Annotated in this window: 19 protein-coding genes; 4 read left to right on the plus strand and 15 right to left on the minus strand. The window is 72.1% G+C overall.

Going from position 1 to position 22,587, the window contains the following annotated elements; translation table 11 throughout:
• The first annotated feature begins 47 nt into the window (after positions 1 to 47).
• Together ABEA10_RS09820 and ABEA10_RS09825 are read left to right on the plus strand one after the other, a co-directional pair.
• Positions 48 to 2,237 carry an ATP-binding cassette domain-containing protein gene (locus ABEA10_RS09820; RefSeq protein ID WP_345460487.1) on the plus strand — a complete coding sequence of 730 codons (2,190 nt, stop codon included), beginning with the start codon at positions 48 to 50 and terminating at the stop codon, positions 2,235 to 2,237.
• A gap of 141 nt (positions 2,238 to 2,378) precedes the next feature.
• Positions 2,379 to 3,887, plus strand: coding sequence for an alpha/beta hydrolase (locus ABEA10_RS09825; RefSeq protein WP_345460490.1), 1,509 nt, complete (start codon positions 2,379 to 2,381; stop codon positions 3,885 to 3,887).
• Between the two features lie 70 nt (positions 3,888 to 3,957).
• Here ABEA10_RS09825 and ABEA10_RS09830 read toward each other — a convergent pair whose 3' ends face one another.
• From ABEA10_RS09830 to ABEA10_RS09890, 13 genes are all read right to left on the minus strand, one after another.
• Positions 3,958 to 4,968 carry a sugar phosphate isomerase/epimerase family protein gene (locus ABEA10_RS09830; RefSeq protein WP_329236668.1) on the minus strand — a complete coding sequence of 337 codons (1,011 nt, stop codon included), beginning with the start codon at positions 4,966 to 4,968 and terminating at the stop codon, positions 3,958 to 3,960.
• Between the two features lie 21 nt (positions 4,969 to 4,989).
• Positions 4,990 to 6,387: an alkaline phosphatase family protein gene (locus ABEA10_RS09835; protein WP_345460493.1), complete on the minus strand. Its 1,398-nt coding sequence runs from the start codon at positions 6,385 to 6,387 to the stop codon at positions 4,990 to 4,992.
• On the minus strand, positions 6,384 to 7,511 hold the full coding sequence (gene eboE, locus ABEA10_RS09840; RefSeq protein WP_345460496.1) for a metabolite traffic protein EboE: 1,128 nt from the start codon (positions 7,509 to 7,511) through the stop codon (positions 6,384 to 6,386). The genes ABEA10_RS09835 and eboE overlap by 4 nt, the downstream gene beginning before the upstream one ends.
• Before the next feature lies 1 nt (position 7,512).
• The gene (locus tag ABEA10_RS09845) at positions 7,513 to 8,370 is read right to left on the minus strand and encodes a TatD family hydrolase (protein ID WP_345460499.1); all 858 of its coding nucleotides are present in this window, start codon (positions 8,368 to 8,370) and stop codon (positions 7,513 to 7,515) included.
• 1 nt (position 8,371) lies between these two features.
• Positions 8,372 to 8,986, minus strand: a complete 615-nt coding sequence (locus ABEA10_RS09850) for an EboA domain-containing protein (protein WP_345460502.1) — start codon at positions 8,984 to 8,986, stop codon at positions 8,372 to 8,374.
• A complete protein-coding gene (locus tag ABEA10_RS09855) occupies positions 8,983 to 9,831 on the minus strand; it encodes a sugar phosphate isomerase/epimerase family protein (RefSeq protein ID WP_345460505.1) in 849 nt (282 codons plus the stop codon). The genes ABEA10_RS09850 and ABEA10_RS09855 overlap by 4 nt, the downstream gene beginning before the upstream one ends.
• Positions 9,828 to 10,733, minus strand: coding sequence for an SCO3242 family prenyltransferase (locus ABEA10_RS09860; protein WP_345460508.1), 906 nt, complete (start codon positions 10,731 to 10,733; stop codon positions 9,828 to 9,830). Before ABEA10_RS09860 ends, ABEA10_RS09855 begins: the two co-directional genes overlap by 4 nt.
• Positions 10,730 to 11,896, minus strand: a complete 1,167-nt coding sequence (locus ABEA10_RS09865; protein ID WP_345460511.1) for an inositol-3-phosphate synthase — start codon at positions 11,894 to 11,896, stop codon at positions 10,730 to 10,732. Before ABEA10_RS09865 ends, ABEA10_RS09860 begins: the two co-directional genes overlap by 4 nt.
• A 134-nt stretch (positions 11,897 to 12,030) precedes the next feature.
• A complete protein-coding gene (locus ABEA10_RS09870; protein ID WP_345460514.1) occupies positions 12,031 to 14,493 on the minus strand; it encodes a PQQ-dependent sugar dehydrogenase in 2,463 nt (820 codons plus the stop codon).
• A 100-nt stretch (positions 14,494 to 14,593) separates the two neighbouring features.
• Entirely contained in the window at positions 14,594 to 15,370 is a 777-nt protein-coding gene (locus ABEA10_RS09875; RefSeq protein ID WP_345460517.1) for a ThuA domain-containing protein, read from the minus strand.
• Between the two features lie 90 nt (positions 15,371 to 15,460).
• Positions 15,461 to 16,693 (minus strand): Gfo/Idh/MocA family protein, encoded by a 1,233-nt coding sequence (locus ABEA10_RS09880; RefSeq protein ID WP_345460520.1) that lies wholly within the window; start codon positions 16,691 to 16,693, stop codon positions 15,461 to 15,463.
• A gap of 85 nt (positions 16,694 to 16,778) precedes the next feature.
• Complete coding sequence (locus tag ABEA10_RS09885; RefSeq protein ID WP_345460523.1) at positions 16,779 to 17,828, minus strand: substrate-binding domain-containing protein; 1,050 nt, start codon at positions 17,826 to 17,828, stop codon at positions 16,779 to 16,781.
• 40 nt (positions 17,829 to 17,868) lie between these two features.
• Positions 17,869 to 18,981 carry an ABC transporter permease gene (locus ABEA10_RS09890; protein WP_345460526.1) on the minus strand — a complete coding sequence of 371 codons (1,113 nt, stop codon included), beginning with the start codon at positions 18,979 to 18,981 and terminating at the stop codon, positions 17,869 to 17,871.
• Between the two features lie 191 nt (positions 18,982 to 19,172).
• Between ABEA10_RS09890 and ABEA10_RS51060 the strand changes: the two genes are divergently transcribed.
• Together ABEA10_RS51060 and ABEA10_RS09895 are read left to right on the plus strand one after the other, a co-directional pair.
• Positions 19,173 to 19,394, plus strand: coding sequence for a helix-turn-helix domain-containing protein (locus tag ABEA10_RS51060; RefSeq protein WP_425550888.1), 222 nt, complete (start codon positions 19,173 to 19,175; stop codon positions 19,392 to 19,394).
• A gap of 3 nt (positions 19,395 to 19,397) precedes the next feature.
• Positions 19,398 to 19,808, plus strand: coding sequence for a zinc ribbon domain-containing protein (locus ABEA10_RS09895; RefSeq protein ID WP_345460529.1), 411 nt, complete (start codon positions 19,398 to 19,400; stop codon positions 19,806 to 19,808).
• Between the two features lie 45 nt (positions 19,809 to 19,853).
• Here the strand turns inward: ABEA10_RS09895 and ABEA10_RS09900 are convergent, their stop codons facing one another.
• Positions 19,854 to 21,371 (minus strand): sugar ABC transporter ATP-binding protein, encoded by a 1,518-nt coding sequence (locus ABEA10_RS09900; protein WP_345460532.1) that lies wholly within the window; start codon positions 21,369 to 21,371, stop codon positions 19,854 to 19,856.
• 28 nt (positions 21,372 to 21,399) lie between these two features.
• Positions 21,400 to 22,587, minus strand: a complete 1,188-nt coding sequence (locus tag ABEA10_RS09905; protein WP_345460535.1) for an ROK family transcriptional regulator — start codon at positions 22,585 to 22,587, stop codon at positions 21,400 to 21,402.

Consider the following 22,587-nt stretch of genomic DNA (forward strand, 5'->3'; position numbering starts at 1 on the left):
AGCGCGTGATCCGCATCCGTGGTGCGCGAACCAACAATCTGAGGTCCGTGAGCCTCGATGTGCCGCGTGGCGCACTGGTGGTGTTCGCCGGTGTCTCGGGGTCGGGCAAGTCGTCGCTCGTGTTCGACACCATCGCGGCCGAGGCCGGCCATCAGCTGAACGAGACCTATCCGCCGTTCGTCCGCAACCGTCTGCCCCGGTGGAGCCGCCCGGAGGTGGACCTGATCGACGGGCTCTCGCCGGTGGTGGTCATCGACCAGAGACGCTTGGGCGGCAACGCGCGCTCGACGGTCGGAACGATCACCGACGCCTACACCTACCTGCGGTTGATCTTCTCCCGGGTGAGTGATCCGCACGTGGGGGAGTCGAACCACTTCTCGTTCAACGACCCCGCCGGTATGTGCCCGGCCTGCGCGGGCCTCGGCGAGACGCTCACCCCCGACGCGGAGCGGATGCTCGATCCGGACAGATCGCTCGATCACGGCGCGATCCTGCTGCCGGGGTTCGACATCGGCCAGTACCGGTACCGGCGGTACGCCGAGATCGGCTCCTTCGACCCGTCGAAACCGCTGCGAGAGTGGACCGCGGGCGAGCGCCGGGCCCTGCTGTACGGCGGCGACGCGGCGGCCCGGCTCACGCCCCGGCCGCCGAAGGACTACGAGGGCCTGGTCGAGGTCTTCGAACGGATCTATCTGCGCACGGCGGACAGCCTTTCGGAGCGCAAACAGGCCGTGCTCGACCGGTTCACCCGGTCGGAGACCTGCCCGGACTGCCACGGCGAACGGCTGAACGCCGCGGCCCGTACGGCGCGTGTGCTCGGCCGGACCATCGCCGAGATGAGCCGGCTGGAGATCGGCGAGCTGGCCGACGTCACCGCCGGGATACGGGAACCGAACGTCGCCCCGGTCGTCGAGGCGCTCGGCGAGAAGCTCGCGGCGTTGACCGCGATCGGGCTGGGATACCTGTCGCTCGCCCGGCCGACGACCACGCTGTCCGGCGGAGAGTCCCAGCGCATCAAGACGGTGCGGCACCTCGGCAGCAGCCTCACCGAGATGCTGTACGTCTTCGACGAGCCGACCGTGGGCCTGCACCCGCACGACGTCCGGTCGATGACCGGCCTGCTGAAGCTGCTGCGGGACAGGGGGAACACCGTGCTCGTCGTCGAGCACGACCCCGACGTCATGCGTGTCGCCGACCGGATCGTGGAGATCGGTCCGGGTGCCGGCGCCGATGGCGGGCGCGTCGTGTTCGAGGGTGGGTTCGGCGATCTGCCGGCCGCGGGCACCCCGACCGGGCGCGGGCTGCGCGGGTCTCCCGCTCCGCGGCGACCGCGCGCGGCGACCGGGAGGCTGCGGGTCGAGAAGGCCGGACGCAACAACCTGCGGGACGTCAGCGTGGACATCCCGAAGGGAGTGCTGACGGTGATCACCGGTGTCGCCGGGTCGGGCAAGTCCAGCCTGGTCGCCGAGCTCGTGGACCGGCACCCGGCCACGGCCGTCGACCAGCGCCCGGTGACCACCAACCGCCGTTCGACCCTGCTCACCTACTCCGGTGTCGCGCCCGCGATCCGGAAGCTGTTCGCGCGGCGCAACGGGGTGAGCGCCGCGCTGTTCAGCGCCAACTCCGCCGGTGCCTGCCCGGCGTGCGACGGCGCGGGCGTCGTCCACACCGACCTGGCCTTCATGGACGGGCAGGAGGTCGTCTGCGAGGCGTGCGGGGGCAGGCGGTTCACCGACGAGGTCCTCACCCACACGGTCGACGGCCTGACGATCGCGGACGTGGACGATCTCACCGTCGGCGAGGCGACCCGGCGGCTCCGCGATCCGGGGATCGTCCGTGCGCTGCGTCACGTCGCCGACGTCGGCCTCGGGTACGTCCGGCTCGGCCAGCCGCTGACGACGATGTCGGGTGGCGAATGCCAGCGTCTGAAGATCGCCAGAGAGCTCGCACGCCCGGACGAGCACGCCCTCTACGTTCTGGACGAACCGACGACCGGGCTGCACCTGTCCGACATCGACACCCTGCTGGACGTGCTCGGCAGGCTGGTCGACAAGGGCAACACGGTGGTCGTCATCGAACACCACCTGGAGGTCGTCCGCCGGGCCGACTGGGTGATCGACCTCGGCCCGGGACCCGGCCGGCGCGGTGGCCGGATCCTCTACGAAGGGATCCCCGAACGGCTCGCCCGATGCTCCGAGTCGGCGACCGGGAGGGCGCTGGCGGTCCGCCCGAGGTAGGGCGGCAGGTCGGCCCGGAGTCGCACACGGACGGCGACGAAGTCCACCCGCGGTGTGATGTGGGGCGGCGTCGCCGAATGCGATCATCCCCGAGCCCGGCATGCGCGGTGCGCTGCCGTCCCCTCGACCACTGGAGAGCCGTTGAGATATCGATGCGCGCCCGCGACGGCCGTGGCCCTCGCCGCCGTCCTGGCCACCGGGGCGTGCTCGTCCCCGGCCGTGAACGCGGGCACCCGTGCCTCGGACGGCCAGGTCACGTCCGGCCACGTCACGTCGTCGCTCGACTGGCGCGACTGCCACACGGCGAACACCGCCCCGCAGCTGGAGTGCGCCACCGTCACCGTCCCCCTGGACTGGTCCCACCCGGACGGGAAGAAGATCAGCCTTGCGGTGGACCGGCTGCGCGCGACCGATACGTCGCACCGGATCGGCTCGCTCCTGGTCAATCCCGGCGGCCCGGGTGGCTCGGGGACCGCGACGGTCGGTCAGGGCGGGATGTTCCTGGGCAGCGCCGACCTGAAACCGTTGCGCGAACGCTTCGACCTGGTCGGCCTCGACCCGCGCGGTGTCGGGGACAGCACGCCGGTCCGCTGCTCCACGCCGGTGTACGACCCGGCCGCGCCGACATTCCCGGCGAACGAGGCACAGTACCGGCGGCTGGTCGCCAGTAGCCGCCGCCACGGGCTCGACTGCGCGAAGGCGACCGGCCCGCTGATCGGCCGGGTGGACACCGTCAGCGCGGCGCGCGACGTCGACGCGGTCCGCGCCGCGCTCGGTGAGTCGCGGATCACCTGGCTCGGCGTCTCGTACGGCACGGAGCTCGGCGCCGCGTACGCGCGCCTGTTCCCCGGCCGCGTACGGGCGATGGTGCTGGACGGCGCCGTGGACCACACCCGCTCGGTGGCCCGCGACGCGATCGACGAGTCCACGGCGATCGAACGGGAGTTCCGCCGTTTCGCCGCCTGGTGCGCCGCGACCGGCGACTGCGCCCTGCACGGCCGCGACGTCGTCAAGGACTTCGACGCCCTCATCGCGCGCGCCGGACGCGGCGAGGTCGAGGATCCCGCCCTGAAACGGTCCCTGTCCGCCGCCGAGGTCACCTCCGCGACGTACGCCTACCTGACGATGCGCTCGATGTGGCCGCAGCTCGGCACCGCGCTGGCCGCCGCCGAGAAGACGCCGTCCGACGCCTCCGCGCTGGGGCAGGCGCTCGTCGGCGCCGACCCCACCTACCCGGCCTACCGCGCGATCGGCTGCCAGGACTTCCCGCCGGACATCCACGGCTACGCCGACCTGCGGGCCCGCATGGCGGCCGTCCGCAAGGCGGCCCCGCACATGTGGCGGTACTCCGAATTCTGGGACTGGACCACCGGCTGTTCCGGCTGGCCGGTCAAGGCCGCCGACCCGCCGGCCCCCCAGCGGATCACCGGCGTCCCCACCGTCCTGGTGGTCGGCAACACCTACGACCCGTCGACCCCGTACGCATGGGCGCGGAGCCTCGCGCGCCAGATCAGCGGCAGCCGCCTCCTCACCTACGACGGTGACGGGCACACCGCCCTGTACCACTCCTCCTGCGCCCGTCACGACGAGGTGAACTATCTGCTCACCGGCCGGGCCCCCGCACCGGGGACCCGCTGCAACGCCGAATGAGACGGCGCGGCCGGCGGAGGTCGCCTGGTGACCTCCGCCGGGCCGTACCTCTGCGGCCGGGGAACCGGGCTCAGTCGCCGGAGCCGAAGGCGGCGTCGAACGCGGCGGCCGGAGGTTCGATCTCGGCGAGCCGCCGGACGTAGGCGAGGGCGTCGGGAGCGCCGGCCAGCCGGTCCATGCCGGCGTCCTCCCACTCGATGGAGATCGGCCCGTCGTAGCCGATGGCGTTCAGCGCGCGGAAGCAGTCCTCCCAGGGCACGTCGCCGCGGCCGGTGGAGATGAAGTCCCAGCCGCGGCGCAGGTCGGCCCAGGGCAGGTGGGACGACAGGCGGCCACGGCGGCCGTCGCCGGTGCGGACCTTGGCGTCCTTGCAGTCGACGTGCCGGATGCGGTCGGCGAAGTCGAGCAGGAAGTTCACCGGGTCCAGCTCCTGCCAGACGAAGTGCGACGGGTCCCAGTTAAGCCCGAACGCCTCCCGGTGCCCGATCGCCTCCAACGTCCGCACGGTGGTCCAGTAGTCGTAGGCGATCTCGCTGGGATGCACCTCGTGCGCGAAGCCCACGCCGACCTCGTCGAACACGTCGAGGATCGGGTTCCAGCGGTCGGCGAAGTCGCGGTACCCGGCCTCGATCATCGACTCGGGCACCGGCGGGAACATCGCGACGGTGTGCCAGATCGACGAGCCCGTGAAGCCCACGACCGTACGGACGCCCAGCGCGGCGGCGGCCCGCGCGGTGTTCTTCATCTCCTCGGCGGCACGGCGCCGCACACCCTCGGGTTCACCGTCACCCCAGACGCGCGACGGCAGGATCGCCTGGTGGCGCTGGTCGATCGGGTGGTCGCAGACGGCCTGCCCGACGAGGTGGTTGGAGATCGCCCAGACCTTCAGACCGTACTTGTCCAGGATCTCGAGCCGGCCCTGGACGTACGTGTCGTCCTCCAGTGCCTTGGCGACCTCGAAGTGGTCGCCCCAGCAGGCGATCTCCAGGCCGTCATAGCCCCAGCCGGAGGCGAGCCGGCACACCTCCTCGAACGGCAGGTCGGCCCACTGGCCGGTGAACAGGGTGATCGGTCGCGCCATGTTTCCCTCCGGGAGTCGTCGTCACGGGGTCAGGCTGGGCAGTCCGCTCAGCCGCAGGAGCAGGTCCTTCACCTCGGCCGCCGCGTACGTCTCGCGTCCGTGATCGGGGTCGGAGCAGAGCAGCACGGGGCCGTCGGCGCGGGTGTCGGGGAGCCGGCCGTGGCTGCCGCGGACGCACGACGGGTCCAGGGAGACGACCGACAGCGTCGAGCGCAGGCCGAGCTTCTTCCTGCCCAGCGCCGCGGCCGCGCGCAGTTTCACCGCCCGGTCACCGGGGTCGAAGAACAGCTCGGCCGGGTCGTAGCCGGGCTTGCGGTGGATCTCCACGGTCCGCGCGAAGTCCGGCGCCCGCGCGTCGTCGAGCCAGTAGTAGTAGGTGAACCAGGCGTCCGGCTCGGCCACCGCGACCAGCTCGCCGGCGCGCGGATGGTCGACGGCGTACGCCGCCTTGCCCGCCTCGTCGAGGACCTCGGCGACTCCCGGCAGCGCGGCGACGATGTCGCGGACGCGCGGCACGTCGGCGGGGTCGCGGACATAGAGGTGCGCGGCCTGGTGGTCGGCGACGGCGAAGGCCCGCGACGCCCACGGGTCCAGGTACTCCATCCCGGCCTGGGTGTGCACCTCCAGCAGTCCCTCGCGCCGCAGCGCGCGGTTGACGTCCACGGGCCGGTGCGCGGCGGTGATGCCGTACTCGCTCAGCACGACAACGGCGGCGCCGCGGTCCCGCGCGGCGTCGAGCAGCGGGCCGAGCGCGGTGTCCACCTCGCGCGCGGCGGCGATCGCCTCGGGACCGTCCGGCCCGTACCGCTGCAGGTCGTAGTCGAGGTGCGGCACGTAGACGAGCGTGAGGTCGGGGTTCTTGGCGGTGAGGATCCGCCGCGCGGCCGCGATGATCCAGCGTGAGGAGGTGATCGACGCGGTCGGCCCCCAGTAGGAGAACAGCGGGAACGGGCCCAGCTCGGCGGTCAGCTCGTCGTGCAGCTCCGGCGGGCGGGTGTAACAGTCCGGCGCCTTGCGGCCGTCGGCGTGGTAGATCGGGCGGGGCGTGACCAGGTGCTCGGTGTCGGCGCCCATGGCGTACCACCAGCACACGTTGGCCACCTGGTATCCGGGGTACCGGCGGCGCGCCGCGTCCCAGACCTTCTCGCCCTGGACCAGCGCGTTGTGCTGGCGCCACAGGAACACCTCGCCGAGGTCGCGGAAGTACCAGCCGTTGCCCACGATCCCGTGGTCGCGCGGTGGCGTGCCGGTGAGCAGGCTGGCCTGCACCGAGCAGGTGACGGCGGGGAAGACCGGGTCGAGCCCGGCGGAGAAGCCGGCCGTCCCCACCGCCGCGACGTTCGGCATGTGGGCGAGCAGCCGGGGGGTCAGGCCGACGACGTCGAGGACGAGGGTCGGCCGGCGGTCCGTGTCGTTCACGAGATCACCTCATGGAGTCCGAGGGCGAGGAGCCGGTCACGAGTCCAGGCGAGCTCGTCGGCGATGCCGTCGACGAGCGTGCGCGCCTCGCCCGGCCGCAGCTCGGCGGGCAGGACGTCCCACGTGTACGTCTCCACCTCCAGGTGGTCGACGAGGGCGGCCGGGCCGCCGAGCAGGACGCCGAGCGTGTCGACCAGGGTGTCGTGCGCGGTCGCGAGGGGCGGCTCGGGCTTGGCGTGCAGCGGGATGTGGAAGTGCACCCGCCACGGGCCCGGCCCGCCGGCGGCCAGCGCCTCGTCCAGGTCGTCCCAGCTCCGGCCGTCGGCCGCCCGCGTCTGGTGCAGGAAACGCGGCTCGGCGAAGGCCGCGAGCGCCCGGCGGGTCTCCGGATCCGCCGGATCGTCGGCCTGGAGCGCGGCGGACACCTGCGCCTTGACCACGGGCGCCGCCGCGGCCACGGCGGCGGCCGGGTCCTCGAACCCGACCGCGAGGTGGCACAGGTCCAGACAGCTCCCGATCCACTCGGGATCGGCCTGGTCGAGCGTACGTCGCAGCCGGCCGGTCGTCTCGATGACGCAGCCGGGCTCGGGTTCGATCGCGGCGCGCACCGGCCGGTCCAGCCGCGCCAGCTCCCGCGCCAGCAGGTCGAGCCGCCGCCGGGCGGCGTCGTCGCGCTCGGAAGGCCACGGGGTGCGCCAGCCGAGCGGCAGCGTCGAGATGCTGCCGCGCGCCACGTCGTCCGGCAGGAGCCGCTGGAGGATGCGGGCGAGGTCCAGCGTGTAGTCGAGCCGCGCCCGCTCGGTCCAGTCCGGTACGTACACGGCGCGCTTCACCACCGGGGCGTGGAAGGCGCGGTACGGGAAGCCGTTCAGCGTGACGACCTCGAGCCCGCGGGCGTCCAGCTCGCGGCGCAGGCGGGCGAGGGCCGTCTCGTCGGCCAGCGCCCGCGCGACGTCGGCCGCCAGCCACAGTCCCACGCCGAGCGTGCCGGCGCCGAGCCGCTCGCGTACGGGCTCGGCGTAGCGGGCGAGCTGGGCGAGCACGCCGTCGAGGTCCTCGGCGGGATGGACGTTCGTGCAGTACGCCAGGTGCACGAGCGTGCCGTCGGGATGGCGGAAGCGCATCTCAGCGCTCCCCGCGCAGCACCGAGTTGCCGGCATAGGTCGCGGCGGGTTCGGCGGGTTCCAGGTCGCCGAGGTCGAGCCGGCCGCTCTGACCGTAGAACGCGACCGGGTTGCGCCACAGCACCTTGTCGACGTCGTCCTCGGTGAAGCCCGCGGCCAGCATCGCCGCGCCGGTCCTGGCCGTCTTCAGCGGATCGCTGCGCCCCCAGTCGGCCGCGGAGTTGACCAGCATCCGGTCGGTGCCGTACTCGGCGAGAAGACGGACCATGCGCTCCTCGTCCATCTTCGTGTCCGGGTAGATCGAGAAGCCCATCCAGCATCCGGAGTCGCGCACCAGCCCGACCGTCACCTCGTTCAGGTGGTCGATGACCACGCGTCCGGGCGGGATGCCGGACTCGGCCACCATCTCGAGCGAGCGCCGCGTGCCCATGGCCTTGTCGCGGTGCGGCGTGTGCACCAGGACCGGCAGGTCGTGCTCGATGGCGAGCCGCAGCTGCGCGGCGAACGCCGAGTCCTCATCGGGCGTCATCGCGTCGTAGCCGATCTCGCCGACCGCGACCACGCCGTCCTTGGCCAGGTAGCGCGGCAGCACGTCCAGCACGCCGCGGCACCGTGGGTCGCCGGCCTCCTTGGGGTTGAGCGCGATCGTGCAGTGGTGGCGGATGCCGAACTGCCCGGCGCGGAACGGCTCCCAGCCGACGAGCCCGTCGAAGTAGTCGGTGAAGCTGCCGACCGACGTCCGCGGCTGACCCAGCCAGAACGCCGGCTCGACCAGGGCGCGGACGCCCGCCGCGTACATCGCCTCGTAGTCGTCGGTGGTCCGTGAGGTCATGTGGATGTGCGGGTCGAAGATGCGCACCTCAGTCCTCCTCTGGGTCGGTGACGAGCCACACGTCGGCCGGTACGGGCCGCCCGGCCGCGACCCGCTCCCGTGCGAAGGCGGTGAACATGCGGGAGAGTTCGGCGTCGCGGCGCTCGCGCAACCCGGCCACCGCGGCCAGCGGCACCCCGGTGAAGACGCACTTGAGCACCCCGTGCCGGTACGCGTGCGCGTCGAGGTGCGCCGCGCCGTACGGGCCGAGGGCGGCGGCGACCAGCCGGGTGTCGTTGGTCCGCAGCGCGTCGTGGACGAGCGGCAGCGCCTCGTCTCCCAGGTCGAGAAGGTGCAGTCCGCGCAGGACGCCGCGCTTCTCCGCCGCGTCCCCGTACCGGTACAGGTCGGCGACCTCCTGGGCCAGGGCCGGGCCGGTGAGCGGCAGGCGCGTCAGCAGCAGCGCACGCGCGGCGTCGTCGACCGTCCAGCCGTGCCCGTCCGCCGCCGGGTCGAGCGGGGCACGCCCGCAGTGCCGTCCGACGGCGGGGAACAGCGGCCGGATCGCGGCGGCGTCGGCGGCGATCCGTTCGGCGGCGGCGTCCAGCCACTGCGCGCCGCTCTCGGTCAGCCGCGCGTCCAGGGTTCTGCGCAGGTCGTTCACGCCGCCCCCTCGGTGGACTCGGCCCGGCGAAGGAAGTCCAGGGATCTCCGGCAGACGTCCGGGGCGGCGTGGCTGTGGCGGGGGAGCTCCACCGCGACCAGTCCCGCGTAGCCGATCTCGCCGAGCGCGGCCAGCACCGGCGGGAAGTCGATCTCGCCCTCACCGAACTCCAGATGCTCGTGCACGCCCCGGCGCATGTCGTCGATCTGCACGTTGACCAGGCGGGACCCGGCCCGGCGCACGCAGTCGGGCACGGACGCGCGCTCCAGGCAGCGGCAGTGGCCGATGTCCAGGGTGAGGCCGAAGCACGGTGGCCGGCCGAGCCGCTCGAACAGCCGGTCGTAGCCGTCGAGGTCCTCGACGAACATGCCGGGCTCCGGTTCGAAGCCGAGCGGCACGCCCGCCTCGTCGGCCGCGGCGACGACCTTCGCGCAGCCGGACAGGAGGCGGTCGGCGGCGACGGCGTCCGGCACCCCGGCCGGCTTGACTCCGCTCCAGAACGACACGGCCTCGGCGCCGAGGTCGGCCGCGATCCGCACCGCCCGTACGAGCAGGCCGATCCGCCGCTCCTGGCCTTCGTCGCTCATCAGCGTCGGCGCGTGTTTGTGCCAGGGATCGAGCAGGTACCGCGCGCCGGTCTCGATGACGACGCCGAGCCCGAGCCGGTCCAGCCGGCGCGCCACCGCCGCCACCTGCTGTGACACGTCGTCCGCGTACGGGTCGAGATGGCTGTGGTCGAGCGTGAGGGCGACGCCCTGGTAGCCGAGGCCGGCGATGACCGTCAGCGCGTCGTCGAGCCGGTGGTTGGCGAATCCGTTGGTGCCGTAGCCGTACCTGAGCGTCACGTCGGGGACACCTTTCTCGAGAGCCGGCGAGCGAGCGGGAAGCCCGCCGCCACCGCCAGCGCGGCCGGCAGCGCGCCCCTCCGGGCCGCCAGCGACGCCTGCAGGGGGATCAGCCCGAGGATCCCGGCGCCGACCGCCCGGCGGATACGGTCGGCACCGGGGTCCTTGACGGCGGCCAGCTGCGCACCGCCCGCCGTGGACAGGTACGAGCCCAGCAGGCCGGCACCCGCGACCCGCCGCAGCAGGCGCGGCGTACGGCCCGGCTCCCGCCGGGGCACCGGCCAGGTCGCCGCCGACAGCGCGACGGCGCCGGTCGCGGCGAGCGTCGTGGCGGGCAGCGCGGGGCCGCCGCCGCTGACCTCGCGCCGGCTGAGCGCGGTCACCGCCAGCGTGTGCGTCCCGACCAGCGCTGCGGGCGGCAGCGCCTCCCGCAGCCGCCCGGTGCCCGCGCCGAGCAGCACGTCGAGGGCGCGGGCCGCGGCCATCGCGGCCGGACCGGCCGGGGTCGCCTTGAGCGCCAGGTCGTACGCCCACACGGTCGCCGCGAGCGGTACGGCGACGCCGAGGGCCCGCCGGCCGCCCGCGAGGCCGGCGGCGCCGAGCGCGGCGGCGGTGAGCCCCGCCGACAGCCCCAGCGCGAAACCCGGCCGGACCCGCCCGGACGGGATCGGGCGCTCCGGCCGTTCGACCGCGTCGAGGTCGCGGTCGGCGTAGTCGTTGAGGGCCATCCCGGCCCAGTACAGAAGGGTCGAGGAGAGCGCCAGCGCGGGAGTCGCCGCGCCGAACGGCCAGCCGGCCGCCGCCGCGCCGGCCAGCGCGTCCCCGGGAACGGTCAGGGCCGCCGGTGCGCGGACGAGCTCCGCCACCGCGCGCGGCGAGGGCAGCCCGCCGGCGCCGCTCATCGGGACGCCGCCCAGGAGCGGAGCGTCTCGTACTGCGTGGCGAGCGCGTGGTCCACACCGGGCCCGCCGGTCGTGCCGTCGGCGCCGACGGGGTCCTTGAAGAAGAAGGCGAGCTCGCTCACCGGTCCCGCCACCCCGGACGCGTGGGCCAGCGCCATCAGCCGGACGAGGTCGAGCACCAGCGGGGCGGCGAGGGCCGAGTCGCAGCCCTGCCAGGTGAACTGCAGGCTCATGCGCGCGCCGAGGAACCCGTCGAAGACGACGTGGTCCCACGCGGTCTTCCAGTCGCCGAGATCGGCGACGTAGTCGATGTGCACCTCGCCGTCGACCGGATAGCCGAGGGTCCGCCCGACGACGAGGCTCTTGGAGGCGTTCTTCGCCGCCGCCGCGGCCGGGTCGGCCAGGGTGGCGCCGTCGCCGCCGCCGAGCAGGTTCGTGCCCGACCACGCCCGTACGCGCAGGGCCCGCTGGGCGAACATCGGTGCCAGCACCGACTTCAGCAGCGTCTCGCCGGTCTTGCCGTCCCGGCCGGCGTACGGCACGCCGCGCCGGCGGGCGAGCTCGTCGAGCGCGGGCAGGCGGGCGCCCGTCGAGGGGGTGAAGTCCACGTACGGGCAGCCGGCGGTCAGCGCCGCGTAAGCGTACAGGGAGCTCGCCGGAAGCACGTCGGTCCCTGACGCGAGGGCGGCGGACAGGGCGTCCAGGGACCTGTGCGCCGGGTGCTCACCGGCCGGCGGCTCGGTGGACGCCACGTTGATGACGACGACGCGGTCGAGACCGCGGCGTTCGCGGAACGCGGCGATGTCCGAGACCAGGGCGGCCGCCGCCGTGGCCTGGTCGCGCGCGTCCACCGGAACGTGGACGCCCGGCCGGATCTCCGCGTCGGCCGCTGCCAGGTCGTCCGCGACCAGCCCGGGCAGCCCCGCGGGAACCACTCCGGACCGTACGAGCTGCTCGGCGCGTTTGGCCAGGCCCGTGCCGGCGACGTCGTGGCCGCCGAAGACGAGGTCGCCGAGCTCGGGCAGCCGTGTCCCGGCGAAGTCCGGCGACTCGGTGACACAGCCCGTCGGCGGGGTGAGCCCGGCGGCGACCGCCGCCGCCCCCACCACCGCGGTGGTCGCGACGGAGCCACGCGCCCCGACCAGCCATACTCCCGTGCTCATGAGCCCTCCTTCGTCGGTCGAGAGACCCGGCGTGCTGTGTTGTCGATTCGCTCGCTCCGCTCGCTCATGTCTCCCCTTTCCGCAGGGACGGAGGCGGCCGGCCGGGGGGCGCCCGGCCGGCCGCCGGTGAACGGCTAGCCGTTCATGGTGAAGGCGTCGAAGGTGAACAGGTCACCGTCGCCGCCCTTGAACACCAGGAACAGCTTGTGCGTGCCACCGGGATCGGTCACCGGCGCGCTCACGGTGGTGAAGGCGCCGGAGGTGTCCGCCACCTTCGCCGAGCCGACGAGGGTTCCGGTCGGCGAGTCGGCGTGGACCTCGATCGTGCCGCCGGACCCGCTCGAGGCGACCCGGAAGCCGATGGAGCTCACGCCCCGCAGGTCATAGGGGTCGTACTCGGTCCAGTCACCGTCGTTGATCGAGGTGACGGCGTTGCCCTGGGCGCCGCTCACCGCGGTGACCTGGACGCCGGAGCTGGACTGGAAGAACTCTCCCTGCTTGTCCTCAGGCTGCAGGACGATCTGCGTCTTCGACGTGAGGTCCGGCACCCCGGAGGCCGGTGAGGTGTCGGTGTAGCTCGCGCTGAAGATGCCGTAGAAGTTGTCGGCGTCGGTGTGCCCTGCGGTCGTCAGTGTGAACGTTCCGCTGCATCCGGTCGCCTGGGACAGGTTGTGCGCGTGCTGGTCGTGGCCGAGGGAGTACTCGACCTGGACCTTGGAGCAGTCGACGGTGCCGTCCGGGTCGTCGACCTGGACCTTCCACGCCTGCTGCTGGCCGTCGCCGAAGGTCAGCCCGTTCGGGGGTTCGGTGAACGTGATCGTCGGCGCGGTGTTCCCGGCGGTCACCAGGATCGCCGCGGTCCCCGATCGGCCGCTCGGGTCGGTGACCGTGAGTTTCGCGTGGTACTGCCCGTTGTCGGAGTAGGTGTGAGACGGCTTGGCCTCGGTCGAGTCGGTGGTTCCGTTGCCGTCGAAGTCCCAGGCGTAGGTCAGCGCGTCATTCTCCGGATCGGTCGAGCCGGTGCCGTCGAACTGGACCGCCAGCGGGCTGTGCCCGGAGGTCTTGTCCACGGTGATGTTCGCCGTGGGGGACTTGTCACCCGGTGCGTACTCCAGCTTGTACAGAGCCGCGTCGAGTGACCCGCCGAACCAGTTGCTGCCGTAGTCCAGGACGTACAGGGAACCGTCCGGGCCGAAGTCGGCGTCGATCGGCTCCTTCAGCTGCGCCCAGTCCTGGCCGTTGGTGAGGGTCTCGATGGACTGGATCGCGCCCTTGCCGTCCATCGTGATCGGCTTGATCCAGTGCGCGCCGAACTCGTAGGGGAAGAACTTCCCGTCGTAGGAGGCGGGGAACTTCGCCGGGGAGTTCAGATTATTGTCGAAGTGGTAGACGGGGCCGCCCATCGGTGCGCCCTCGCCGCCCAGCTGCGGATACGTCGGGTTGCCCGCGTAGTGGTTGGCGATCCAGGCGGGCTGTGCGGGCGGCAGGTCCTGCAGCCCGGTGTTGTTGGGCGAGTCGTTCTTCGGGTGCGCGCAGTCGAACGGCGGCCCTGAGGTGCCGGTGGCGAAGTCGTACTGCCGGTACGGCGTGTTCTCGCCGATGCACAGCGGCCACCCGAAGTTGCCGGGCTTCGCGATCCGGTTGAACTCGACCGTGTTCTCCGGCCCGCGGTTCGGGTCCGCGTTCTGCGCGTCCGGGCCGTAGTCGGCCAGGTACACCACGCCGGTCTTGCGGTCCACGGTGAACCGGAACGGGTTGCGGAAGCCCATCGCGTAGATCTCGGGGCGAGTCTTGGCGGTGCCCTTCGGGAACAGGTTGCCGCGCGGGATCGAGTACGACCCGTCCTTCTTCACGTGGATCCGCAGCAGCTTGCCGCGCAGGTCGTTGGTGTTGGCCGCGGACCGTTCGGCGTCGAAGGCGGGGTTACGGGTGGACCGCCGGTCGATCGGGGCGTACCCGTCGGACTCGAACGGGTTCGAGTCGTCTCCGGCGGTCAGGTAGAGGTTGCCCTTGCCGTCGAAATCGATGTTGCCCGCGACGTGGCAGCACATGCCGCGGTTGGTAGGACCGACCTTGAGGATCTTCTGCTCGCTGCTCAGGTCGATCTTGCCGCCGGTGAACTTGAACCGGGAGAGCTGGTTGTAGCCGTAGTACGGCTGGAAGTCGGCCGCCGTGCCGTCCTCCGGCGCGTCGGTCGTCGGCGTGTCCAGCTTCGGGGCGTAGTACATGTACACCCAGTGGTTCTGGGCGAACTGCGGGTCGACGGCGATGCCCTGCAGGCCGTCCTCGTCGTGGGTGTAGACGTCGAGGTGCGCGACGACGCTCGTCACGCCGTCCTGGCTGTAGTAGACGGTGCCGTCGCGCGAGTCGTGCAGGACGCTGCCGTCCGGCAGGATGGCCATGGCCATCGGCTCACCCATCGCGTCCGGTCCCTTGGCGAGGGTGACCTGCTGGAAGTCGGCCGTGGCGGCCTTCGGCAGCGGGTTGGTCGCGTGTGGCGCCGGTGTGGCGCCGGCGGTGCCGGCGCTCAGCGCGAGCCCGGCGCCGACCGCCAACGCACATGTCGCTCGCAGTAGTCTTGACCGTGGTCGGTCCACGATTGGTCTCCGTTCTGCGAAATCGGGGAGTGGGCTGACCGTTTCCGGTCGGGCGCGCGGTGCGACGCGTGCCCGACCGTTCTTCGTGCGGCTCGGTGCGTCATGCGCCTCCCGGGTCGCACGGGAACCTGGTCACGCCGGCGGACATCTCGATGCCGCCGAGCAGGTGCTGGACGAAGAGCGGGTCCGTGTAGCTCTCCTTGGTGTGGCCCATGCCCGTGTACCAGGCACGCCCGCCGTCGTAGCGGTGGCACCAGCTGATCGGGTGGTCGCCCATGGCGTCGGGGCCGGGATCGTAGGATTGCTCGTCCAGCGTCATCAGTACGCGTACGCCGGCGTCCCGCGGGTTGGTCTGGTAGTTGTACCACTCGTCGAAACGGGTCCAGTGCCTCGGCAGGCCCCGGTTGGAGGGCGCGCCCTGGCCGACGAGGTCGACCGTCGCGTTCTGCTGTGCGGGGTGGCTGCGGAAGTAGGCCCCGACGAGGTCGCGGTACCAGGGCCACGTGTAGCCGGAGTCGGCCGCGGCGTGCACGCCGGCGTAGCCGCCGCCGTGGCCGATGTAACGCTGGAACGCCGCCTTCTCCTCCGGTTGGTCCAGTGGGTCACCGGTGGTGGAGAGGAAGACGACGGTCCGGTACCGGGCGAGGTTCTGATCGGTGAACTGGGTGGCGTCCTCGGTCGTGTCCACGGCGAAGCCGTGCTCGCGGCCGAGCTTCTGGATCGCCGCGATGCCGTCCGGGATCGAGTCGTGCCGGAATCCGGTGGTCTTGGAGAAGACCAGCACGCGGAACGACGGGGTCTCCGCGCGCGCGGCGTTCCCGGCGAGGACGAGCAGCGCGACGAGCGCGCCGAGGATCGATAGCCGTTTGCCTGACATGACAGTCCTCCATGCGGAGCGTCCGGGTCAATGGCAGGGGGTGTGGGGCGGTGGCCGGGCCACCGCCGCGGTGATGGCCTCCTCTCGCGGTCAGCCGGTCGTCGCGGTGGGGGAGGGGCGGTGCGCGGCGGCGTCGGCACCCTCCACGACGGTCCAGGCGCCACGGTCGGCGGCGCTCCGCGCCACGGCGGAGAGCACCCGCTGCACCTGGAGGCCGTCCGCGAACGACGGTTCGGGATCGGTGCCGGAGGCGATCGCCTCCACGAAGTCCTTCACCTCGTGGGTGAAGGTGTGCTCGTACCCGAGCACGTGGCCCGGCGGCCACCAGGCACCGGCGTACGGGTGGCTGGGCTCGGTCACCAGGATCCGGCGGAAGCCCGCGGTGCCGGCGTCCTCGGTGTGGTCGTAGAACGACAGTTCGTTCATCGACTCCAGGTCGAAGGCCAGGCTGCCCGCCGACCCGTTGATCTCCAGGCGCAGCACGTTCTTGCGCCCCGTCGCGAAGCGGGTGGCCTCGAAGGACGCGAGGGCGCCGCCGGACATCCGGCCGGAGAACAGCGCGGCGTCGTCGACGGTCACCCTTCCGCGCCGGTGGTCGCCGTCCACGGTGGCGTCGAGCCCCGCCGACGCCTGCGCGATGGGGCGCTCCTTGATGAAGGTCTCCAGCAGCGCGCTGACACCGACGAGCCGGTCGCCGGTGACGTACTGGGCGGCGTCGATGATGTGGGCGCCGATGTCGCCGAGCGCGCCCGATCCGGCCTTGTCGGCCTCCAGCCGCCAGACCAGGGGGAAGTCCGGATCGACGATCCAGTCCTGCAGGTACTGGGCGCGGACGTGACGGATCGTGCCGAGCCGCCCGTCGAGGACGAGGCTGCGGGCCAGCGCCAGGGCCGGGACCCTGCGGTAGTTGAAGCCCACCATGGCCCGCACGCCGTTCGCGGCGGCCCGCTCGGCGGCCTCCGCCATCGCGGTCGCCTCGGCGACCGTGTTGGCGAGCGGCTTCTCGCACAGCACGTGCTTGCCGGCGTCGAGCGCCGCGATCGCGATCTCGGCGTGCGTGTCACCGGGAGTGCAGATGTCCACGACGTGCACGTCGTCACGGCGGATCAGCTCACGCCATTCGGTCACGGCCGATGCCCATCCGAGCCGCTCCGCGGCCGCGGTGACCTGCTCGTGCGACCGGCCGGCGAGCGCCACCATCGCGGGCGTGCACGGCAGGTCGAAGAACGCCGCGGTGTTCCGCCAGGCCTGGGAGTGCGCACGCCCCATGAAGGCGTAGCCGATCATGCCGACCCCGAGCGTCGGCCTGCTTGCGTGCGTCATGGACATCGCCGTCCTCTTCCGTTGGTCATTGCCGAGCCGCTCCCCCCTGTGGCGCCGCCCGCGTCGTACGGGCGGGACGTTCGTCTCACTCGAATGCGAACGGGAGGTACGTGTCGACGTTCTCTTTGGTGACGACCGCGGAGAACAGGGTGATCGAGGAGGGCAACTCCTGCTCGGCGAGGTCGCTCATGATCTTGCTCTGTCCTAGCAGGCGGGCCACCCGGACCGCGGACGCGGCCATCGTCGGCGGATAGAGCACCGTGGCCTTGAGCACGCTGTCGTCCTTCTTGATCGCATCCATCGCGCTCTTGGCCCCCGCACCGCCGACCATGAAGAAGTCCTTGCGGCCGGCCTGCCGGATCGCCTGGAGCGCGCCGACGCCCTGGTCGTCGTCGTGGTTCCAGAGCGCGTCGAACTTCGGATGCGCCTGGAGCAACTCCGCCATCCGTGCCTGGCCGGTCTGCACGTTGAACTCCGCCGCCGCCCGGCCGACCTTCTTGATCTGCGGATAGTTCTTCAGCGCGTCGTCGAAGCCCTTGGAGCGCTCCTGCGTCAGCGGGAGCGTGTCGATCCCCGCCAGCTCCACCACGGTGCCCTTGCCGCCGAGTCGCTTGCCGATGTAGTTCCCGGCGTTCAGACCCATGCGGTAGTTGTCGCCGCCGATCCACGTCCGGTACGCCTGGGCGGTGTCGAAGACGCGGTCGAGGTTGATGACCGGAATGCCGGCGTCCATCGCCTTCCGGGCGGTCGGCGTCATCTGCTTGCCGTCCGCGGGCAGGATGATCAGGACGTCGACCTTCTGGTTGATCAGCGTCTGGATCTGACTCGCCTGCTGGGCGGCGTCGTTCGAGCCTTCGGTGATCTTCAGGTCGACGTCGGAGTATCTCCCGGCCTCCTTCTTGGCCTGTTCGTTGATGGCGTTCAGCCAGCCGTGGTCGGCCTGCGGGCCGGCGAACCCGACGGTGACCTTCTTTCCGGGCTTGTCGTTGGCGCCGCCTGCCGCCGCTGCGGTCGGCGCCTTGGCCTCCGGCTCGGCGTTGCTGGTGCAGGCGGCGGCGAGCGCGCCCGCCCCGACCAGGCCGCCGCTCAGCAGGAAACCGCGGCGGCGAACGTCTCTCGCTTGGCTCGAAGTCATGTCAGTCCTTTCGGCACCGGGGCATGGGGGGAGGAGACGGTCAGGAGGCACTCGACCCGGCTCGTCGTTCGGCGAGCAGCCGCTGGAACAGCACCGCGATCACGATGATCACGCCCTTGGCGATCTGCTGGGTCGCGGTCGTGAGGTTGTTCAGGGTGAAGATGTCGTTGATCGTGGTGAAGACGAGCACGCCGAGCACCGAGCCGATCAGCGTGCCGCGCCCGCCGCTGAGGAGCGTCCCCCCGATGATCACCGCGGCGATGGCATCGAGCTCGTACAGGTTGCCGTTGGCGGAGGTCCCGCTGCTGGTCATGATGATCAACATGATGCTGGCGATCCCGCAGCACAGGCCGGACACGACGTACAGCAGCAGCGTGTGCAGCCGCACGTTGAGGCCGGCGAGCCGGGAGGCCTCCGGGTTGCCGCCGATCGCGAACGTGCGGCGGCCGAACGTCGTGCGGTTCAGCACGATCCAGCCCAGCGCGACGACCACCGCGAAGATGATCACGAGGGGCGGGATCCTGCCGAAGAGGAAGTGGTCCTTGTAGCCCAGGTTCACGAGCGCCTGGTTGTCGGAGTTCAGCGTCTGCGTGTGGCCACCGGAGATGTTGATCGCCAGGCCGCGGGCGGAGGCGAGCATCGCGATCGTCACGATGAACGCGACGATCCGGCCGTACGCGATGATCAGGCCGTTGACCAGGCCGCATCCGACGCCCACCGCGAGCGCACAGAAGATCACGCCCCCGGTGCCGTAGACCTGGGTGGCCTTGGTCGTCGCCCACACGGTCGCGAGCGCCACGAGGGCCCCCACCGACAGGTCGATCCCGCCGCCGATGATGACGAAGGTCATCCCGACGGTGATCACCCCGATGACCGAGGCCAGAGTGAGGATGACGACGATGTTGTCGTAGGTCAGGAACTCCGCCGGCCGGGTCAGCGCGCCCACCAGGACCAGCACCACCAGCACGCCGATCAGGCCGACGTTGCGCAGCTCACCGAGGCGGAGCCGGGAGCGCCCGCGGGCCCCCGTGGCAGCGGCGGCCGCCTCCACCCGCCCCTGCTCGTCGGCGGGCGGCGGCGCGGCGGCGGAGTCCGCCGGCGGGCTCGCGGTCGCGCCGGTCTCCTCCGCGCGCACACCTTCCGGACCGGTCATGAGCCCTCCTCCGCCGTGTCTGCGAAAGCACTCTGCGGGTTCCGTGTCTCTTCGGGAGCCCCGTGACCGCGCGCTGTGCCATTGATTCGCTTGCTCATCGGTTGCGCGGCGTGGAGATCCCGGTCTTCGACTGCGGGGAGGAAACGCCGCTTCCTCCTTGGAATGTCGGTGGTGGCGGTTGGCGTCTTCGGATGCGGTTCCGGCTTGCGCCCACGCCCGCCCAAGAGGCGGTGCTCGAGCACTGCGCACATGCCCGCTTTGTGTGGAATCCCGCGTGCGAGCAACGCCGGCATTGGCGGCCAGGCCGCGAGAGCGCGCCGAGCCATGGGGAGCAGTCCCGCCAGTTGACCGAGGCCAGAGAAGAGTTCGCCTGGTTGGCGGCGGGTTCGCAGGCAGTGCAGCAGCAGGCGTAGAACATGGTCCGTACCGCGCGGGGCACCGTCGCCACGCCGGGCGTGAACGTGCGGGCCAAGGCCGGGCTGAACCGGTCCGTCCACGCGGCCCGTTGGGGCCGGCTCGTGAGGCGCCTGGAGGAGAAGGCTGCGGGCCGGGTGGAGCGAATCGATCCCGCCCTCACCTCGCAGACTTGTCATGCCTGTGGGCATCGCGACTCGAGAAACCGCGAGAGCCAAGCGGTTTTTCGCTGTCGCGCCTGCGGGCAAGGCGACCACGCGGATGTGAACGCAGCCGAGAACATCGCGGCAGGGCGTGCCGTGACGTTCCTGCCCCGACCAACCGACCCCGGCCGACCTCCCGGGCGGGGAGCCCTCCAGCCGTTGGGCGGGGCTGTGAACCGCGAACCTCAACCTGTGCTCACCTCCGCCTAGAGAAGAGTGGGGTGGGAATCTCCCGCCTTGAGGCGGGAGAGGACGTCAAAGGTCGCTTCCTTCCATGACGAGGTCGAGGACCTGGTGTTCGTCGAGTTCCGTCGCGTCGCAGTCGCGCAGAGCCTGTCCCTTCCGGATCACCAGTACGCGGTCGGCCAGGCCGAGCACCTCGGGGATCTCGCTGGAGACCAGGAGGATCCCCACGCCCGAGTCGGCGAGCCGCCGGATCAGCGCGTACAGCTCGGCGCGGGCTCCCACGTCGACGCCGCGCGTCGGCTCGTCGAGCAGCAGCAGCCGGCAGTCCTTGAGCAGCCACCGGGCGAGGAGGGCCTTCTGCTGGTTGCCGCCGGACAGCGTCCGGACCGGGCGGCGCGGGTCGCGGGGGCGGATGTCCAGCCCGCCCACCTCGCGTTCGGCGTCCGAGATCTCGCGCCGCCGGTCCAGCCAGCCCAGGCGCGAGTAGCGGCGCAGGGAGGCGATGCTGACGTTGCCCGCGACGGTGTCGAGCATCAGCAGCCCCTGCGACTTGCGCTCCTCGGGGGCGAGTCCCATGCCGGCGCGGACCGCGGAGACGACGCTGCCCGTGCGCACCGGCCGGCCGTCGAGGATCACCCGGCCCGCCGAGGGACGGCGCGCGCCGTACACCGTCTCCAGGATCTCCGACCGGCCCGCGCCCACCAGCCCGGCGAGGCCGAGGATCTCCCCGGCGCGTACCGAGAACGACAGGCCGGAGAACACCCCGGGCAGGGCCAGATCCTCGACGCGCAGCACCTCCGGCGCGTTCTCGCGCGCGCCGGGCTCCGGCCGCGGCGGGAACACGTACTCATACCGGCGCCCGGTCATGTGCGCCACCAGCGTGTCCGTCGGCGTCGTACGGGCGGGCAGGCCGACCGCCACCGTCCGGCCGTCCTTCAGGACGGTGACGCGGTCGCCGATCTCGCGGATCTCATCCAGCCGGTGCGAGATGTAGATGACCGCGACGCCGGCCGCGGTGAGCTGGCGGATGACGCGAAAGAGGTTCTTGACCTCGTCGTGCGCGAGTGCCGCCGACGGCTCGTCCATGACGATGAGCCGGGCGTCGTAGGACAGGGCGCGCGCCATGCTGACGATCTGACGGGCCGCCGCGGACAGCCGGCCGACCTCGGCGGACGGGGAGATCTCGCCGTGCCCGAGCCGGGCGAGCAGGGCGCGCGCGGCGCGGTTCATCTCGCCGCGGCGGGTGAAGCCGAGCGTCGCCTGCTCGTGGCCGAGGAAGATGTTCATCGCGACCGAGAGGCCGTCGACGAGGTCGAGCTCCTGGTAGATCGTCGCGATGCCGAGCCGCAGGGCCGCGGTGGGCCCGGTGAGCTCGGCCGCATCGGCGCCGCGCCAGAGGATCTCGCCGGCGTCGGGCCGGTGGGCGCCCGACAGCACCTTCACGAGGGTCGACTTGCCGGCGCCGTTCTGGCCCAGAAGGCAGTGGACCTCGCCCTCGTGGACCTCCAGGTCGACTCCGTCGAGCGCCCGGACGCCGGGGAACTCCTTCACGATGCCGCGCATGACGAGCAGCCGCGGTTCGGGCATCGGCTCTCCTGTACCGGCGGGGGACCGCCTATGTGGCCGAGAAGATGTGGTCGCTGATGAGCCGGGTCGCCCCGAGAACCCCGGCGGTGTCCCCGAGTTCGGAAAGCACGATCGGAAGGTTGCCCGTCGCCAGGGGCGGCGAGCGGCGGTAGACGACGCCGCGGATCTCCGCGAGCAGGACGTGGCCGAGGCCCGCGACGCCACCGCCGATGACGACCAGGCCGGGGTTGAAGAAACTGATGAGCCCGGCGAGCACCTGCCCGACGCGCCGGCCGCCCTCGCGGACCATGCGCACGCCGACCGGGTCGCCGGCCGCCACGGCGTCCGCGACGTCGAGCGCGGTCAGCGTGCCCGCCTGCTCCAGGCGCTGCGCGAAGAACGCCGAGCGCCCCGACCGCGCCGCCGCGAGGGCGTCGCGCGCGAGCGCGGCACCGCTGAAGTACGCCTCCAGGCATCCGGTGTTGCCGCACACGCACGTCGGCCCGTTGTCGTCGACGCGGATGTGCCCGATGTCGCCGGCGCTGCCGGACATCCCGCGGTAGATCCGGCCGTCGACCACGATCCCGCAGCCGACGCCCGTGCCGATCTTGACCAGCAGGAAGTCCTCCGCCGACCGGGCCAGGCCGGCGTGCACCTCGCCCAGCGCCATGAGGTTCACGTCGTTGTCGACGAGCACGGGGCAGCCGAGCTTCTGGCTGATCACCTCACGCACCGGGAAGCGGTCCCACCCGGGCATGATCGGGGGCACCACCGGTACGCCCTCGCGGAAGCTCACCGGGCCGGGGACGCCGATCCCGGCGCCGTGGATCTCCTCGACCAGTCCCTGGCCGCGCAGCTTGCCCAGCAGGTCGAGGACGTGGTCGAGAACGACGTCGGGTCCCTCGCGCACGTTGCACGGCATGGAGACGTGGCCCAGGATCTCCAGCCCGCCGTCGGTGACCGCGACGTCGATCGAGGTGGCGCCGATGTCGACGCCGATCAGCCTGAGGCGGCGCGACAGGCGCACGATGTTCGACCGCCGCCCGCCGCGGGACGCCGCGAGGCCGGCCGGCTCGACGAGGCCGAGCTCGACGAGCCGGTCGAGCTCCACGGCGAGCTTGGAGCGGGAGAGGTGCACGACGTCACCGAGCTCGGCCCGCGACCGCGCCCCCTCGTCGCGCAGCAGCCGCAACAGCCGTGCCTGGTGCACGTTCTCCGGCCGCGCCGTCATCCGCAT

It is taken from the genome of Actinoallomurus oryzae, from assembly GCF_039541955.1.
Taxonomy (GTDB): Bacteria; Actinomycetota; Actinomycetes; order Streptosporangiales; family Streptosporangiaceae; genus Actinoallomurus; species Actinoallomurus oryzae.